Source organism: Arthrobacter sp. B2060 (assembly GCF_059090445.1).
Map to the genome: position 1 here is coordinate 157855 of NZ_JBNHFR010000008.1, position 16451 is coordinate 174305.

At 66.8% G+C, this 16451-nt stretch carries 12 protein-coding genes; 5 read left to right on the top strand and 7 right to left on the bottom strand.

The window, feature by feature from the left end:
- Positions 1-5: 5 nt before the first annotated feature.
- From AC5RUM_RS15050 to AC5RUM_RS15070, 5 genes are all read right to left on the bottom strand, one after another.
- A complete protein-coding gene (locus AC5RUM_RS15050) occupies positions 6-2894 on the bottom strand; it encodes a molybdopterin-dependent oxidoreductase (protein ID WP_494035671.1) in 2889 nt (962 codons plus the stop codon).
- A gap of 2 nt (positions 2895-2896) precedes the next feature.
- The gene (locus tag AC5RUM_RS15055; RefSeq protein ID WP_494035672.1) at positions 2897-3862 is read right to left on the bottom strand and encodes an FAD binding domain-containing protein; all 966 of its coding nucleotides are present in this window, start codon (positions 3860-3862) and stop codon (positions 2897-2899) included.
- Positions 3853-5181 (bottom strand): XdhC family protein, encoded by a 1329-nt coding sequence (locus AC5RUM_RS15060; protein ID WP_494035673.1) that lies wholly within the window; start codon positions 5179-5181, stop codon positions 3853-3855. Before AC5RUM_RS15060 ends, AC5RUM_RS15055 begins: the two co-directional genes overlap by 10 nt.
- Before the next feature lie 217 nt (positions 5182-5398).
- Positions 5399-6946, bottom strand: a complete 1548-nt coding sequence (locus tag AC5RUM_RS15065) for an NCS2 family permease (RefSeq protein ID WP_494035674.1) — start codon at positions 6944-6946, stop codon at positions 5399-5401.
- Positions 6947-6960: 14 nt separating this feature from the next.
- On the bottom strand, positions 6961-7452 hold the full coding sequence (locus AC5RUM_RS15070; protein ID WP_494035675.1) for a nucleoside deaminase: 492 nt from the start codon (positions 7450-7452) through the stop codon (positions 6961-6963).
- Between the two features lie 392 nt (positions 7453-7844).
- On the opposite strand from AC5RUM_RS15070, the gene AC5RUM_RS15075 reads away from it, so the two are divergent.
- Positions 7845-9233: an 8-oxoguanine deaminase gene (locus AC5RUM_RS15075; RefSeq protein WP_494035676.1), complete on the top strand. Its 1389-nt coding sequence runs from the start codon at positions 7845-7847 to the stop codon at positions 9231-9233.
- Positions 9234-9346: 113 nt separating this feature from the next.
- Positions 9347-10591, top strand: a complete 1245-nt coding sequence (ligD, locus tag AC5RUM_RS15080; protein WP_494035677.1) for a non-homologous end-joining DNA ligase — start codon at positions 9347-9349, stop codon at positions 10589-10591.
- Between the two features lie 167 nt (positions 10592-10758).
- Here ligD and AC5RUM_RS15085 read toward each other — a convergent pair whose 3' ends face one another.
- A complete protein-coding gene (locus AC5RUM_RS15085; RefSeq protein ID WP_494035678.1) occupies positions 10759-10956 on the bottom strand; it encodes a hypothetical protein in 198 nt (65 codons plus the stop codon).
- Positions 10957-11319: 363 nt separating this feature from the next.
- Between AC5RUM_RS15085 and pucL the strand changes: the two genes are divergently transcribed.
- Positions 11320-12228 (top strand): factor-independent urate hydroxylase, encoded by a 909-nt coding sequence (gene pucL, locus AC5RUM_RS15090; protein ID WP_494035679.1) that lies wholly within the window; start codon positions 11320-11322, stop codon positions 12226-12228.
- 175 nt (positions 12229-12403) lie between these two features.
- Positions 12404-13885 (top strand): nucleobase:cation symporter-2 family protein, encoded by a 1482-nt coding sequence (locus tag AC5RUM_RS15095; protein ID WP_494035680.1) that lies wholly within the window; start codon positions 12404-12406, stop codon positions 13883-13885.
- A gap of 84 nt (positions 13886-13969) precedes the next feature.
- Here AC5RUM_RS15095 and AC5RUM_RS15100 read toward each other — a convergent pair whose 3' ends face one another.
- Positions 13970-14725 carry an IclR family transcriptional regulator gene (locus tag AC5RUM_RS15100; protein ID WP_494035681.1) on the bottom strand — a complete coding sequence of 252 codons (756 nt, stop codon included), beginning with the start codon at positions 14723-14725 and terminating at the stop codon, positions 13970-13972.
- A gap of 235 nt (positions 14726-14960) precedes the next feature.
- Between AC5RUM_RS15100 and AC5RUM_RS15105 the strand changes: the two genes are divergently transcribed.
- Positions 14961-16436, top strand: a complete 1476-nt coding sequence (locus AC5RUM_RS15105; protein WP_494035682.1) for an NAD-dependent malic enzyme — start codon at positions 14961-14963, stop codon at positions 16434-16436.
- Positions 16437-16451 lie beyond the last annotated feature (15 nt).

Consider the following 16451-nt stretch of genomic DNA (forward strand, 5'->3'; position numbering starts at 1 on the left):
CCCGACTATATGTTGCCTGAAAGGCTCGGGCTTGATGGTGACGGGACGAGTCCGGCCTCCTTCAGCCCCAGATAGATCTTGTCCCGCGCAATCGGCAGTTCGGCGAACCGCAGGCCGGTGGCATTCCTGATGGCATTGGCCAGGGCAGGCGCCACCGGGTTGAAGGGGCTTTCGCTCATGGACTTCGCACCGAGCGGTCCCAGTTTGTCGTTGGTCTCGGCGAAATACACCTCGCTGCGCGGCACGTCCGCGAAGGACGGGATGTGGTACTGGCGGAGGATGTCCGTGGTGACGCGGCCGCCGTCGTCCACCCTGACCTCCTCGTACAGCGCGGCGCCCAGCGCCTGGGCGATGCCGCCTTCGATCTGGCCGCGGCACTGCCGCGGATTCACCACGACGCCGGCGTCCGCGGCCTGCACGCTCTGCAGGATCCGCAGCTCCCCGGTCCCGGTGTTGACGGCAACCCGGAAACCGTGGACGTTGAACGCGACGGACCGGGGCGTGCCGCCCCAGCGCCCTTCGGCCACCAGCTCGACGCCGGCCTCCGCGGCCTCGTGCGCGAGGTCCGACAGCGGCACGCGGGTCCCCTCGCAAACCACGGCGTCGCCGTCGAGCACGCAGCCCGACGCCTGGACCTGGCGGACCCCGGCGGCGAACGCACGGATCCTTACCGCCAGTTCCTCTGCCGCAGCGAGCGTCGCCTTGCCGGCCACCACCGTTCCGGCAGAACCGAACGCGCCCGTGTCGTGCTCGATGAGGTCCGTGTCCGCCTGCCGGACGGCCACGTGCGCCGCCGAGGTGGACAGCGCAGAGGCCGCGAGCTGGGCGTGGACCGTAGTGGTGCCGTTGCCGAATTCGGCGGTCCCGACGTCGGCGGCGTACGTCCCGTCCGGCAGGAGCCTGAGCTTCACATGGGCGAAGTGCCCCCGCGGCGGGACGGTGTCGATCATGGACAGCGCGGTGCCCTCGCCGGTGACCCAGTCCGGCCCCAGGTCGTCCAGCCCGGCATCGCGGTACCGCTCACGGCCACGTTCCAAGGCGTCCTGCACCAGCCGCGTGCACTGCTCCAGCCCGTAGCTGCCGTAGTGAACGTCCTCTTCCGGCTCGGAGTGCGTGGAGAGCATGTCGTCACCCTCGCGGACCATGTTGCGGCGGCGGAATTCGAGCGGATCCATGCCGATGCCTGCGGCCAGTTCGTCGATCCCGGATTCAATAGCGAAGATCATCTGGCTCAGGCCGTAGCCGCGGAACGCGCCGGCGGGAACCGTGTTTGTGTACACCGCCTGGGCATCGACCTTCTTGTTCGCGCACTTGTACACGGCCAGGGATTCCCCGCAGCCGTGGAACATGACACCCGGGGCATGGTTTCCGTAGGCTCCCGTATTGGTGAGCACGTCCAGCTGCAGTGCCGTGAGCCGGCCGTCGTTCGCGGCGCCGGCCTTGAGCCGGATAGTGAACGGGTGCCGGGTGGTGCTGGCCGTGAACTGTTCGGTCCTGGTGAACTCGAGCTGCACCGGCCGTTTCAGTTTCAGGGCCGCGAGCGCCACGATATCCTCTGTGAGCACCTCCTGCTTGCCGCCGAACCCGCCGCCCACACGGCCTGCCACCACATGGACTTGCTCCTCCGGCAGCGAAAAGAGGCGGCAGAGCGTGCGCCGCACCAGGAACGGTACCTGGCTCGACGTGCGGATGTGCAGCCGCCCGTCCTCGTCCACGGAGGCGATGGAGGAGTGTGTTTCGAGGGCCACGTGCTGCACACGCTGCGTCCGGTAGGTCTGCTCGTGGACGATGTCTGCCTCCGCGAATCCGGCCTCCACGCTGCCGAGTTCCGAATGCAGTTCGGCCACCACGTTCTCCTTGGGCCGGCTGATCCTTGCCGTGGCACCGTCCTTGTCCCCGTGGATCGCCGGCGCTCCGGGCAGGATGGCGTCCTGGGGTGTGAACACGGCCGGCAGTTCCTGGTACCTCACGTCCAGCGCCCGGACGCCCGCTTCCGCCGCTGCCACCGATTCGGCCACGACGGCAGCAACCCGCTGCCCGCGGAACCGCACCACGTCGTCCAGCAGGCGGGTGTCATCGGGGTCATCCGTGTAAAGCTCGTGCTGGGCGCTGGAGTAAAGCTGGGCCGGCGTATCCTCATGGGTGAAGACGGCCACCACGCCCGGAACCGCCAGGGCTGCGGCCTTATCAATGGAGAGCACCCGGGCGTGCGCGTGCGGCGAGCGCAGCAGCTTCAGGTGCAGCAATCCCTGAAGTTCATCTGCCGGCACATCCAGCGTGTAGCGGGCCTGGCCGGTAACCACGGCGCGGCTGGCCGGGGCGGGAACGTCGTCCCCGAGCTGCCCCGGCGTCGGCTCCGGCTGGCCTTTCCCGGCGACGCCGGATCCCGGGCCCTGCGGGTCAGGATGCCCCTCGCGCCCGCAAATGGCGTCCCCGATGGCGCGGTAGCCCGTGCAGCGGCAAAGGTTGCCTTTAAGGTTCCGGGGCAGGTTCGCCTTCTGGGATTCGTCGAAAGTCGCGGCGGTCATGACCATGCCGGCAGTGCAGAAGCCGCACTGGAAGCCCTGCCGGTCCAGGAACTGCTGCTGCATCGGATGCAGGGCGTCGTTCCCCGCGGTGCCGGCATTCCCTGTGCCTTCATTCACGGCGCCCGAGTTTCCCACGGTGCCGGCCAGCCCCTCGATGGTGGTCACGGCGTGGCCTTCGGCGCGCACTGCCGGATAGATGCAGCTGTGCACGGGCGTGCCGTCCACGTGCACCGTGCATGCTCCGCAGTCGCCGCCGTCGCAGCCCTTTTTGACGCCCAGGTTGCCCTGCTCGCGCAGGAAAGTGCGCAGGCACTGGCCCGGGCGCGGCGCCGTACCGGCTGGTACTCCGTTGATGTCGATGGTCATGCTCAGGCGTCTTTCTTCGGGGCGGGCGGTGTGCGGCCAGACGGTGTGCGGGCTCGCTGCGTGTGGGGGACGTGCCGTTCCGGCGGCCAGAAGTCGCCGGAGACCGCTCCGGGCCGGGCGCCCTCCGGCGCGGCAAGTTCGCCGCGGATCTCCTCGGCCAGCCGGTAGGTCATGTCCCGGCGCCACTCGGGGAGCCCGTGGATGTCGTCGTGGTAGAGGGTGTCCGGGATGGCTTCGTCCAGCCCGTGGCTGAGTTCGGCGGCGTCCGGCACATGGCCGAAAGGCAGCTGTACCGGCCGTTTCGTTGCGGCGGTGACCGTGAGCGTCAGCTGCCCGCCGGCGTCGAGCCTTCCAATGAGCAGCACCCCGGAACGGCCGAGGTTGCTGAGTGAGAGGCGGCGGAATGCCACGCGTGCGGTCAGTGCAGCGGAGGGGAGCCGGATGCTGCGGAGCAGCTCACCTGGCGCCAGGGCGTTCTGCCCGTCCCCCGTCACCAGGTCCGTCACGGACAGCTCCCTGCTGGAGCCGCCCGGGCCGAGGATGCTGACTGTGCCGTCGAGGCCGGCGCAGAGCGAAATCATGGGCCCTGCCGGCAGGGAGGTGCAGAGGTTGCCGCCCACCGTGGACATGTTCCACACCTTGAAGGAGGCCACAAAGGAATCGCAGCACGGGCGGATGAGGTCAAGGCCGGGCCACTCACCGGCTCTGCCGGCACCCTGCGCCGAATCCGGAAGGGCATAGAGCTCCGCGACAGTGCACGTGGCAGCCAGCTCGATTCCGTTTTCCGTCACTGTGATGGCCGGCCAGCCCGCCGAGCCAAGGTCCAGTAGCCGCCGGAGCGGCTCGGCGCCGAACGCGTAGCTGCCATAGGAGAACAGCACGGTGCCGCCTGCGAGCCAGGCGTCACCGGCGCGCCATTCGGCGGGGTCCGTGGTGGGGACCACGGCCTCGATGGTGTTCATGTCCATGGCGTCTCGTGTCCTTCTCTGGAGGTGCCGTCTATGGCGGTGGCTTCTGTGGGAGCGTCTGCGCTGAGGTGGTGGATGGGGCCGGCGCCGTCCCGCAGCGGGGCATACGTGGCCGCCCCGCCACCGGCGGTGATGGTGCGGGCGGCTATCAGCTCGGCTGTGATCGAGACGGCCACCTCCGCCGGTGTGACGGCTCCCAGGTCGAGCCCGATCGGGGAATGGAGGCGGGCCAGGTGTTCCGGCGTTACGCCCAAGGCCAGAAGTTCGTCCACGCGCTGCCGGTGGCTGCGCCGCGAGCCCATCGCTCCGACGAAGGCCACGTCCAGTGCGAGCGCCTTTTCCAGCAGCGGAATGTCGAACTTGGGATCGTGGGTGAGCACGCAGATGGCCGTACGCGGGTCGATTCTTCCGGCGGCTGCCTCGGCCGCGAGGTACTGGTGGGGCCACTCCGCCACCACGTCGTCCGCGGCGGCAAAACGGTCCTGGGAGGCAAAGGCAGGGCGTGCGTCCACGAGTGTCACGCGGTACCCGAGGAGCTTCGCCGCCGGCACCAGGGCCGCCCCGAAGTCGTTGGCGCCGACCACCAGCATCCGCGGCGGCGGCAGGCGGCTTTCCACCAGGAGCGTGACGGGCTCCGGCTGTGGGATGCCTGAGCCTTCCCGACCGGATGTCGCCGTGAAGCAGCCTCCGGCGGGTGCGAGCCGGACCAGGCCCGTGCGTCCTGCGCGCAACAAGGGGTCCAGTTGCGCTCCGGCCGCCCCCAATGCGCGGCCGGTGGCGCCGGCATCCGCGCCGTTTGGCGGGCCACCGTTTTTCGGGCCGCGGCGCGGGCCGTTAAGGCCGAGGAGTGCTGCCAGCCCGGCGGATTCCGCCGCCTTGAACGTGGACGGATCCGGAATGACGACGGCGCCGCTCCCGTTGCGGTCCACCCTGCGGATGAGTGCCAAGGGACTTTCCGGCGCCTGCCGTTGCAGCAGTTCGCCAAGGTAGGGCCCGCCCAGCGCGTCCAGAGGTTCGATGTGGACCTCAAGCTGGCCCCCGCAGGTGAGGCCGACCGCGAAAGCGTCCGCAGCACTGTAGCCGAACAGCTCAAGCCGCGTGCCGCCGTCGCGCAGTGAATCCAGCGCGGCCTTTACCACCGCCCCCTCCACGCACCCGCCGGAGAGGCTGCCGAGAACCTCACCTGACTCAGACACCATCATGGAGGTGCCCATGGGGCGCGGCACGGAGCCGCTGGTTCCCACCACGGTGGCAACGGCGCACCGCTGTCCCGAGGACGCCGGCAACCACCCGGCGAGGGACGGCATCAGATCCAGCATGGCAGCACTCCCTTTTCCTGGGCTGCGGTATTTTCCATATTCTCGTTCCTATCAGTGGCGGGGGGAAGCATCACCCGCCGCGGGGCATCAGTGGGCTTGCGGCTGGGCGGAAGGGTGTGAGGACGGATTCACGTTGGATGGACCGTGAGATGGGGTGGACCGTAAGTGGACCGGGACAGGCCCCATCTGCCTGTCCCGGTCCGGTCTATGCCGGCCCCTACGCGCCGAGCAGCGCGCTGACCGGGCCCCGGGCGAAGTAGACAAGGAATCCCGCCGTCACCACCCACATCAGCGGATGGATCTTCTTCGCCTTGCCGGAGGCCGCCCCGATTACTACCCAGGACACGAAGCCCACACCGATGCCGTTGGCGATCGAGTAGCTCAGCGGCATGGTGACGATCGTCAGGAACGCGGGCAGCGCTACGGCGAACTTGGTGAACTTGATCTCGCGGATCTGCGCCATCATCATCGCGCCCACCACAACCAGCGCCGCCGCGGCCACTTCCAGCGGCACCACACTGGTGAGCGGGGTGAGGAACATGGAGCCGAGGAACAGGATGCCGGTGACCACCGAGGCCAGCCCGGTGCGGGCGCCTTCCCCGATGCCCGCCGCTGAGTCGATGTACACGGTGTTGGAGGATCCGGAGGTCGCACCCCCGGCCACTGCGCCGACGCCTTCCACGATGAAGGCCGACTTGAGCCGCGGGAAGGTCCCGTCCTTGTGGGCTACGCCGGCACTCTTGGCGAGCCCCGTCATGGTGCCCATGGCGTCGAAGAAGTTGGTGAACACCAGGGTGAAGACGAGCATGGTGGCCGCGAGCGCACCGATCCTGCCGAAGGCACCGAAGAGGTCGAACTGGCCAACCAGGCCCAGGTCCGGCGCCGAAACCAGCTGGCCTGATAGGACCGGCGTGTTCAGGTGCCAGCCGCCGGGGTTGTCCTTGGTGGCCGGACCGATGTGGAACACGGCTTCGACGACGGCGGCCAGCACGGTGGTGGCCACGATGCCGATTAGCAGCCCGCCCTGCACCTTGCGGGCGACGAGGATGCCCATGGCCAGCAGGCCCACGATGAACACCAGGGTGGGCACGGAGGTGATGGAGCCGTTATCCCCCAGCTGGACCGGAGGCCCGCCTGCGGTGGAGCGGACAAAGCCGGAGTCCACGAAGCCGATGAAGGCGATGAACAGGCCGATGCCCACGGTGATCGCTGCCTTGAGCTCCTTCGGTACGGCGCGGAAAATCGCGGTCCGCGCGCCGGTGACGCCGAACAGCACGATCAGGACGCCGTTGATGACCACGAGCCCCATGGCCTCGGCCCAGGTGACCTCCTGGATGACGGCGACGGCGAGGAAGGAGTTGATGCCGAGTCCGGCGGCGAGCCCGAAGGGCAGGTTGGCGATCAGCCCGAAGAGGATCGTCATGACGCCGGCCGTGAGCCCCGTGACCGCCCCGACCTGTGCAGCGGACAGCCAGCCGCCTGCCACATCTGTTGGTGCGTTGTCTGCGCTGAAGCCGCCCAGGATCAGGGGGTTGAGGATGACGATGTACGCCATGGTGAAGAACGTGACCAGCCCGCCGCGCAGTTCGCGTGCCAGGGTTGAGCCGCGTTTGGTGATGTGAAAGAAGCGGTCCAGGAAGGCGTTCGACGCCGGGGGCCGGTTCCTGGGATCCGTTCCGGACTGTGCGGGCTGCCGGCCCGGCTTGGGCGTGGCGTGCGTGGCCGGGGTCTCGGGGCCGTCGGGGGTTGTGTCAAGGATGGTCATTGGAACCACAGCCTCTAGTAGTCGATCCTGGAATCGAGCGTGTTCCACGTGGTGAACGGCTCGAGAATGGCCGGGGACGTGCCTTCGAGCCCCAGCTTGGCGACCGGCATGAGGGCGTCCCGGTCGGCGTTGTCAAAGTACTCGTAGAAAACGGCGTCATCGAAGCCGACGGAGGCGGCGTCGTGACGGTCCGCCGCGAAAATCACGCGGTCGATGCGTGCCCACAAGGCCGAGGCCAGGCACATGGGGCAGGGCTCGCAGCTGCTATACAGGGTGGCTCCGCGAAGGTCGAAGGTCCCCAGCTCACTGCAGGCCTGGCGGATTGCCGTGACCTCGGCGTGGGCGGTGGGATCGTTGGTGGCGGTGACGCGGTTGACGCCGTCGAACGCCTGGCCGTCGGCGGTGACAATGACCGCGCCAAACGGCCCTCCGCTGTTGAGGACGTTCGCGGTTGCAAGCTCGATGGACCTGGCCAGGAAATGTTCGGCCGTGACGGTGGTACTCATGATGCGCTCCCTTGGAGTGGAAGCCGGTACCCCGTGGCGGGATCAAATACCAGTTGCGACGGATACCAGGCTTCAGCATGTGCTTTGAAGGTTTAGTTGCGCCTGGTAGATAGCTTCCCGGTCTCCGGGTGCCCGCCTTTGGCAACATCGAGATTAGCATCGGAGTGTGGCCTGCGCCATAGTTTTTGAAAAGTTAATTTCGTGATGTGAAATCTGGGTTTCCGAATCGTCACGGTGGGCTCTGGCAATTGCTGGTCACAATCGGCACGTTGACGTACCGGATTGCCGACCCTACGCTGGCCCTACCGCCGCACCGCCGGCGGGCCCCTGGATCAGCAGACAGGGCACCACTGAGCTGGCATTTCATTGGCACGCTCAGACAGGAACCCACCATGGCCCAAGCAGCTTCACACCCCGTTACACCCACGGACGCAGGATCCCGGCTCTGGATCCGCAATCCGCTGGCCGCCTTCTCCGCCAACACCCTTGACGCCTCGGGCGGCGTGGTGGTTTGCGGAGGCAGGATCACCGAGGTGCTTGGCGCAGGCGAACACCCGTCCGCGCCCTGCGAAGAGATCTTCGACGCCGGCGGGCACGTGCTCCTGCCGGGCCTGATCAACACGCATCACCACTTTTACCAAACGCTGACCCGGGCGTGGGGGCCGGTAGCCAACGCCCCGTTGTTCCCTTGGCTGCAGAACCTCTACCCGGTCTGGGCGCGGCTCACACCGCGGGACCTCGAACTCGCCGCCACGGTGGCCCTCGCCGAGCTTCTGCTCTCCGGCTGCACCACGGCGGCCGACCACCACTACCTGTTCCCGGCAGGCATGGAAGACGCCATCGACATCGAAGTCGGGGCGGTCCGCCGGCTGGGAATGCGGGCAACCCTCACCCGCGGCTCCATGAGCCTGGGAGAGAACGACGGCGGCCTGCCGCCGCAGTCGACGGTACAGGCCCCGGAAGTGATCCTGGCCGACAGCGAGCGCCTGATCGGGCAGTACCACGAACGTGGCGAAGGTGCCGTGATCCAGATAGCGCTGGCACCGTGCTCCCCGTTTTCAGTCACGAAGGAAATCATGGCCGAGAGCGCACTGATGGCCGAACGGCTGGATGTCCGGCTGCACACACACCTGGCCGAGACCCTGGACGAAGAGGAGTTCTGCCGGGAGATGTTCGGGCTGCGCACCGTGGACTACCTGGACAGCGTGGGCTGGCTGACCAAGCGGACATGGCTGGGGCACGGGATCCATTTCAGCGATGCCGAGATCGCCCGGCTGGGGGCCGCAGGCACCGCCGTCGCGCATTGCCCGACCTCCAACATGCGGCTGGCGTCCGGCGTCGCGCGCGTCCTGGAACTCGAGGACGCGGGAGCCCCCGTGGGGCTCGGCGTGGACGGGTCGGCGTCGAACGATGCCTCCAACATGATCCTCGAGGCGCGGCAGGCGCTGTACCTGCAGCGCCTGCGCTACGGCGCGCAGGTGCCGGTGGAGCGGGCACTGGGCTGGGCCACACGCGGGTCGGCGGCAGTGCTCGGGCGAAGCGACCTCGGCCAGCTGGCTCCCGGGATGCAGGCCGACCTGGCGCTCTTCAGGCTGGATGACCTGCGGTTCTCCGGCAGCCACGATCCCGTCGCAGCCCTGCTGCTGTGCGCCGCGGACCGCGCGGACCGGGTGATGGTGGGCGGCCAGTGGCGGGTGGTGGACGGACAGATTCCCGGGCTGGACCTCGGCCTGCTCATCGCAGAGCATTCAGCGGCGGCGCGGAGGCTGATCGCCGGCTGATTCTCCGCCTGATTCTCCGCCGTTTCGATGGTTCCCTGCTCACACGATGGCTCAAACCACCGAGTGTGCAGGGAACCGTCGAAATGGAGTGGACCTGCTGCTAGCGTGGCGGCATGAATCCGTCGAAGACGCCGGCCGAGATCCTCACGATTGACGGCACCGAGGTCCGCATCTCGAGCCCGGACAAGCTGGTGTTCCCTGAGCCCGGGCTGACGAAGCTCGACCTGGTGCGCTACTACCTGGACGTCGCGGATGGCGCGCTCCGTGGCGCCGGCGGCCGGCCTATGGTGCTCAAGCGCTTCCCGAAGGGCATCGACGCGGAGCCGTTCTTCCAAAAGCGCGTGCCCGAAAACCACCCCGACTTTATCGACACGGCCACACTGCACTACGCGTCCGGGACGTCGGCGGAGGAAGCCGTCATCCGCGACGCCGCGGGGCTGGCATGGGTGGTGAATCTTGGCTGCCTCGACCTGAACCCGCATCCGGTGCGCGCCGAGGACCTCGAACACCCCGACGAACTCCGGGTCGACCTCGATCCAATGCCGGGGGTCGACTGGTCCCAGATCGTCGACGTCGCGTACGTCGCCCAGGAGGTCCTCGACGACGTCGGACTCGTGGGGTGGCCAAAGACGAGCGGGTCGCGGGGACTCCACATTCTCGTGCGCATCGCACCGCAGTGGTCTTACCGCGACGTGCGGCTCGCTGCCGAGACGCTAGCCCGGGAAGTCGAAAACCGCGCTCCCGGCCTCGCCACCGCGCGGTGGTGGAAGGAGGAGCGCGGCGAGAGTGTGTTCGTTGACTTCAACCAGAATGCGAAGGACCGCACCGTGGCATCGGCATACTCGGTCCGCCCCCTGCCCGATGCCCGGGTCTCGACCCCGCTCGGATGGCACGAGGTCCGCTCCGCCCGGCCGGAACAGTTCACGGTGCGGACAGTGCCTGAGCGCTTCACTGATCTGGGAGATCCTCACACCGGCATCAACGACGCGGTCGGCACGCTCGACGGGCTTCTCGCCTTGGCTGCTGAGCTGGGTCCCGCCGACAAGCCGCCGCGCAGTGGTGACAGCTCCGGCCGCCGGCAGTCGGTGATGCCGCTCATCGAGGTGGCGCGCACCAAAACCAAGCCCGAGGCACTGGCCGCGCTAGAGGAGTGGAAGTCCCGGCATGCGGACGTGGTCCCGGCCCTGCACCCCGCCGATGTGCTGATCGACGGTATGCGCGGGTCGAGCTCGCTCTGGTACAGGGTGCGGGTGAACCTGCAGCACGTCACCGAGGCGGGCCGTCCGCCGCAGGAGGAGCTCATCGCTGACTACGACCCATGGGCGGGCAAGGAGTGGCCGGGGCGCCCAGGGGCCTGACACGGGCGGCGCGCACTCCGGGCTCCGGTGGAATCTGACGACGCGGAAATGGTGTGCCGACGCAGAAATGCCCCGGCGACGCGCAAATGGCCTGGCGACACCTGAATACCGGTGTCGCCAGACCATTTGCGCGTCATACAGCGATTCGGGTGTCGCTTAGCACCTGCTTACGGCCGCCTGCCGAAGACCGGAAGCCGATGGATCCAGCGGGAGATCCGGCCCGGCGCGTGTGTACGGTCCGCGGGAAGATAAAAATCCGGATCCGCTCCGCCGCCGCGGGGGAGGTAGAACTCCGGGACTGAAGGCGCGGCTGGCTGGGCCGGTGCAGTGGCCTGGGTGGCCGGGTACTGGTCCTGCGGGGACATCTGATCCTCCTTTTCCTAAGATACTTCCGAGCGATGCTTTTCCACATTTCGGAATAATTCTTTTGCTATACGAAAAGCTTATGGCGACGGCCGCTGACCGTCAAGAGGCCCTGCGGGCGGACGGTCACAATCAAAAATTTCAGAAAGTGATGTACACCACCGGAGAGGCTGGGCTACGCTTGTAAGCAATTCGTGGCCTAGGTCACGTAACCTGGGAGCAGCAGGCAGGGTCGTAATGAGCTGGCATCACTGGATGTCGGCTCTTTTTTGTTGGGTCGGCGCCATCGGAAACGCGCCTGAAACGCGCGCTTAATTTCAATGATGGAACCTCGGTTCCACCTCACGGAAGTTGGGAACAGACCAATGAGCAGCAAGATCATCCTCGGCCAGAACCAGTACGGCAAGGCGGAAGTCCGCGTCGTCAAAATCACCCGGGACACTGACCGCCACGAAATTGAAGACCTGAATGTCACCTCACAGCTCCGTGGCGACTTCGCCGCCGCCCACCTCGAGGGCGACAACAGCCACGTCGTGGCCACGGACACCCAGAAGAACACCATCTACGCCTTCGCCAAGGATGGCATTGGCTCACCGGAGGCGTTCCTGCTGCGCCTTGGCGAGCACTTCACTTCAAGCTTCAGCTGGGTCACCGGCGGGCGCTGGGAAGCCGAGTCCTACAGCTGGGACCGCATCCAGGCCCACGGCGCGGGGCACGACCACTCCTTCGTGCGCAACGGCCAAGAGGTGCGCACCGCCGTTCTCGTCAAGGACGGGACGGCAACCCACCTCATTTCCGGGCTCAAGGACCTGACCGTCCTGAAGTCAACGCAGTCCGGCTTCGTGGGGTACCCGAAGGACAAATACACCACCCTGCCGGAGACCACCGACCGCATCCTCGCCACCGACGTCTCCGCACGCTGGCGGTTCAAAGCGGGCACGGACTTCAGCACGTTTGATTTTAACAAGAGCTATGAGGACATCAAGGGCCTGCTGCTCGAAGGGTTCACCGAGAAGTACTCCCACGCCCTGCAGCAGACCCTGTTCGACATGGGGACCAAGGTCCTTGAAGCGCACAACGAGATCGATGAGATCAAGTTCTCGATGCCCAACAAGCACCACTTCCTGGTGGACCTCTCGCCCTTCGGCCTAGACAACCCCAACGAGGTCTTCTTCGCCGCCGACCGGCCCTACGGCCTGATCGAGGCAACGGTCCAGCGCGAAGACGCTGCCCCGGCGGAGATCGCATGGTCCGGCATTGCCGGCTTCTGCTAAACGCGGCACCCGCTTACACATCCGCGCCGGGAGTCGCCATCCCCTCAAGGGATGACTCCCGGCGTGGGCACCCTGCCGGTCCAGGCTCCGCACCGGCCCAGCACTTCAGAACACCCTGTTAGCCAGACATTGTTAGCCAGACGAAGGCGTCTGCCATGAACCAAGAAAGTCTGCCATGAACACCAAGAAAAAAGCCCGCACAGCGGCAGTTCGCCCCGAAGACCAGAGACTGTCCCTTGGGGCCACGTTTGCCTACGGGTTCCAGCACGTCCTCACAATGTACGGAGGCATCATTGCCCCGCCGCTGATCATTGGTGCGGCCGCCGGCATGTCATCACAGGACATCGGCCTGCTCATCGCCGCCTGCCTCTTCGTCGGCGGCCTGGCCACCATCCTTCAGACGGTCGGCATCCGGTTCTTCGGGTCACAACTCCCGCTGGTACAGGGCGTCTCCTTCGCGGGCGTCTCCACGATGGTTGCGATCGTCCACGGCGGCGGCGGCATCCAGGCGGTCTTCGGCTCGGTGATTGCGGCGTCGCTGATCGGCCTGCTGATCACGCCACTGTTTTCCAAGATCATCCGGTTCTTCCCGCCGGTGGTCACCGGAACGGTCATCACCACCATCGGCCTGACCCTGATGCCAGTGGCGGCCAACTGGGCCATGGGCGGCAACAGCAAGGCACCCAACTACGGCAGCATGGCCAACATCGGCCTGGCCGCCGCCACCATGGCAATCGTCCTCCTGCTCAGCAAAGTGGGCAGTGCAGCGATCTCCCGCCTCTCCATCCTGCTGGCCATGGTCCTGGGCACGGTCATCGCCTTCATCTTCGGCATGGCTGATTTTTCCAAGGTCGGCCAGGGCGAAATCGTCGCGTTCCCCACCCCGTTCGCATTCGGTCCGCCCACCTTCGAGATCGCCGCGATCATCTCCATGCTGATCGTCATCCTGGTGACCCTTACTGAAACCTCCGCGGACATTATTGCCGTGGGCGAGATCGTTGGCACCAAGGTGGACTCCAAGCGCATCGGCGACGGCCTGCGTGCGGACATGCTCTCCAGTGCCGTCTCCCCGCTGTTCAACTCCTTCACCCAAAGCGCCTTCGCCCAGAACGTGGGCCTGGTGGCCATCACCGGCGTCAAGAGCCGCTTCGTGGTGAGCGCCGGCGGCCTCATCCTGGTCATCCTGGGCCTGCTGCCGGTGCTTGGCCGTGTCGTTGCAGCGGTGCCGACCCCCGTCCTGGGCGGTGCCGGCGTCGTACTGTTTGGAACCGTTGCCGCCAGCGGCATCCGGACACTGGCCAAAGTGGAGTACAAGAACAACATGAACCTGATCATCGTGGCGGCATCCATCGGGTTCGGCATGATCCCGATTGCCGCTCCGACGTTCTACGACCAGTTCCCGTCCTGGTTCGGCACCATCTTCCACTCGGGCATCAGCTCGGCGGCTGTCATGGCCATCCTGCTGAACCTGCTCTTCAACCACCTCAAGGCAGGCAACTCGGAGAATCAGTCGGTCTTTGTTGCCGGCACGGGGCGCGTGGTCCGTGAAGAGGACCTGCAGTGCCTGGCCGACGGCGACCGCTTCGAGGGCGGCAAGCTGATTGACTGCGACGGCAAGGAAGTCCCCATCCAGACCTCCTCCGCGTCCGAGCACTGACCCACGAAAGCGCGAACTAGCAGCTAATGCCCCCAAATCCGAGATTTGGGGGCATTACGTGCTTGTTCGCGCTCAAGGAGCAGGTCAGTTTTGGTTGAACTCGTCCGAGATCGCCTGGGCCGCTTCGCGGAGCAGCGGCACGGCGCGGTCGGCAAAGGACTTGTCCACCCGCGACACGGGCCCGGACACGGAAATGGCCGTTGGGGTGGGGGCGTTCGGCACTGCCATGGCGAAGCAGCGGACGCCGAGTTCCTGCTCCTCCTCGTCGATGGAGTACCCGCGCTCGCGGATGAGCTTCAGGTCCTCCAGCAGGGCGTCGATGTCACCAATGCTCTTGGGCGTGGGCGTCGGCATGCCCGTCCGGGACACAATCCCGCGGACGGCCTCGTCGTCGAGCTGCGCGAGGATGGCCTTGCCTACGCCGGTGTCATGGGTATGCGCACGGCGGCCCACCTCGGTGAACATGCGCATCGAGTGCAGCGAAGGGACCTGGGCCACGTAGATGACCATGTCCGAATCGAGCACGGCCATGTTGGACGTCTCGCCGAGCCGGTCCACGAGGGACTTGAGCTGCGGCCGCGCGAGGGCCCCGAGCTGCTTGTTGGCGCCCTCGCCGAGGCGGATCAGCCGCGGCCCCAGGGCGTAGCGGCGGTTCGGCAGCTGGCGGATGTAGCCGAGCGTGACGAGGGTGCGCAGGAGGCGGTGGATGGTGGGCAGCGGCAGGTCTGTGGAGGACGAGAGCTCGCTGAGCGTGACGTCTCCCCCGGCATCCGTGATGAGTTCCAAAAGTTCGAAGACGCGCTCAACGGACTGCACGCCTCCCGCGGCTTTCTCGGCCATTCCGTCGTCTCCTGCAGGTGTAGATTGCGACAACTCTTATCCGCATTGTGAAAAGAACTGCTTAGAAATCCCAACATACAGTACGGCCGGGTCCGCGTCGATGCAGGCAACCGGTGCACCGAATAGAGGCCTTAGGGGCTTGTGTTTCCATACAGTAGATAATAATATCCATAATACGAAAACATTCAGCGGCGACAGCCAAGCCCAGCGATGGGCCCAACCAGGAGGACACCCAATGGCGAACCCGAGCCCCGGAAATTCGATCACCCTGCGCGTCGAGGCGCCGTCCAGCTTCACCGCGACCAGCGAGCTCGCCGCGGCCGTGGGCGCCGCCGGAGCCGCAATCACGGCCCTGGACGTCACCGAGTCCCACCACGAGACCCTGGTTGTGGACGTCACCTGCAACACCACCGACGACGACCACGCCAACCGGGTCAAGGACGCCCTGAACGCCCTCGACGGCGTCACGGTCCGCAACGTCTCGGACCGCACCTTCCTGATGCACCTGGGCGGCAAGCTCGAAGTGGTTCCCAAGGTCGCCCTGCGCAACCGCGACGACCTCTCCCGCGCCTACACCCCCGGCGTCGCGCGCGTCTGCCTCGCCATTGCGGAAAACCCCGACGCCGCCCGGAACCTCACGGTCAAGCGGAACACGATCGCCGTGGTCACCGACGGTTCGGCCGTTCTTGGCCTGGGCAACATCGGCCCGGCCGCCGCGCTTCCCGTGATGGAAGGCAAGGCTGCGCTGTTCAAGCAGTTCGCCAACGTCGACGCCTGGCCCGTCTGCCTGGACACCCAGGACACCGAAGAGATCATCAGGATCGTCAAGGCCCTCGCCCCGGTCTACGGCGGCGTCAACCTCGAGGACATCGCGGCCCCCCGCTGCTTCGAGATCGAAAACCGGCTCCGCGACGAACTCGACATCCCGGTCTTCCACGACGACCAGCACGGCACGGCCATCGTCACACTCGCCGCCCTCGCCAATGCGCTGCGCGTCGTCGGAAAGAAGCTCGACGAGGTGCGGATCGTCGTCTCCGGCGTTGGCGCCGCCGGCTCTGCGATCATCCAGCTGCTCAAGGCCCAGGGCGCGAGGCACATCGTGGCCGCCGGTCGTTCCGGTGCCATCCACTCCGGCGAGCAGTACAACGACGAGCACCGCAGCTGGATTGCCGCCAATACCAACGAGGAGGGATTCTCCGGCACCCTGCACGAGGCTCTCCGCGGCGCCGATGTCTTTATCGGCGTCAGCGCACCGCACGTGATCGGCGAGGAGCAGGTCGCCTCGATGGCCAAGGACGCGATTGTCTTCGCCATGGCCAACCCGACGCCGGAAATCGATCCCGCCGTCGCCTCCCGCCATGCCGCCGTGGTGGCCACGGGGCGGAGCGACTTCCCCAACCAGATCAACAACGTGCTGGCCTTCCCCGGCTTCTTCCGCGGGCTGCTGGACGCCGGCGCCTCCGACATCACGCCCGAGATGCTGGTGGCCGCCGCGAATGCCATCGCCAACCGCGTGGCCGACGATGAGCTCAACGCCAGCTACATCATCCCCAGCGTGTTCGACCCCCACGTGGCCGGAGACGTCGCGGCCGCAGTGGCCGCCGCGGCCCATGCAGCAGCCGGTGTCCACACCTCACCGGCGGCAATGGAGGACACAATGGAAGCAGCAGCACCTGCTGCCGCACCCACAGCAGCCTTCGCCGACGCCTGATTAGCAGCCCTGGAA

Excerpts from the sequence above, each read along its gene's own strand:
- AC5RUM_RS15050 (WP_494035671.1), bottom strand. The coding sequence starts at position 2,894 with ATGACCATCGACATCAACGGAGTACCAGCCGGTACGGCGCCGCGCCCG.
- AC5RUM_RS15075 (WP_494035676.1), top strand. The coding sequence starts at position 7,845 with ATGGCCCAAGCAGCTTCACACCCCGTTACACCCACGGACGCAGGATCC.
- AC5RUM_RS15105 (WP_494035682.1), top strand. The coding sequence starts at position 14,961 with ATGGCGAACCCGAGCCCCGGAAATTCGATCACCCTGCGCGTCGAGGCG.
- AC5RUM_RS15100 (WP_494035681.1), bottom strand. The coding sequence starts at position 14,725 with ATGGCCGAGAAAGCCGCGGGAGGCGTGCAGTCCGTTGAGCGCGTCTTC.
- AC5RUM_RS15085 (WP_494035678.1), bottom strand. The coding sequence starts at position 10,956 with ATGTCCCCGCAGGACCAGTACCCGGCCACCCAGGCCACTGCACCGGCC.
- AC5RUM_RS15095 (WP_494035680.1), top strand. The coding sequence starts at position 12,404 with ATGAACACCAAGAAAAAAGCCCGCACAGCGGCAGTTCGCCCCGAAGAC.
- pucL (WP_494035679.1), top strand. The coding sequence starts at position 11,320 with ATGAGCAGCAAGATCATCCTCGGCCAGAACCAGTACGGCAAGGCGGAA.
- AC5RUM_RS15070 (WP_494035675.1), bottom strand. The coding sequence starts at position 7,452 with ATGAGTACCACCGTCACGGCCGAACATTTCCTGGCCAGGTCCATCGAG.
- AC5RUM_RS15065 (WP_494035674.1), bottom strand. The coding sequence starts at position 6,946 with ATGACCATCCTTGACACAACCCCCGACGGCCCCGAGACCCCGGCCACG.
- ligD (WP_494035677.1), top strand. The coding sequence starts at position 9,347 with ATGAATCCGTCGAAGACGCCGGCCGAGATCCTCACGATTGACGGCACC.
- AC5RUM_RS15060 (WP_494035673.1), bottom strand. The coding sequence starts at position 5,181 with ATGCTGGATCTGATGCCGTCCCTCGCCGGGTGGTTGCCGGCGTCCTCG.
- AC5RUM_RS15055 (WP_494035672.1), bottom strand. The coding sequence starts at position 3,862 with ATGGACATGAACACCATCGAGGCCGTGGTCCCCACCACGGACCCCGCC.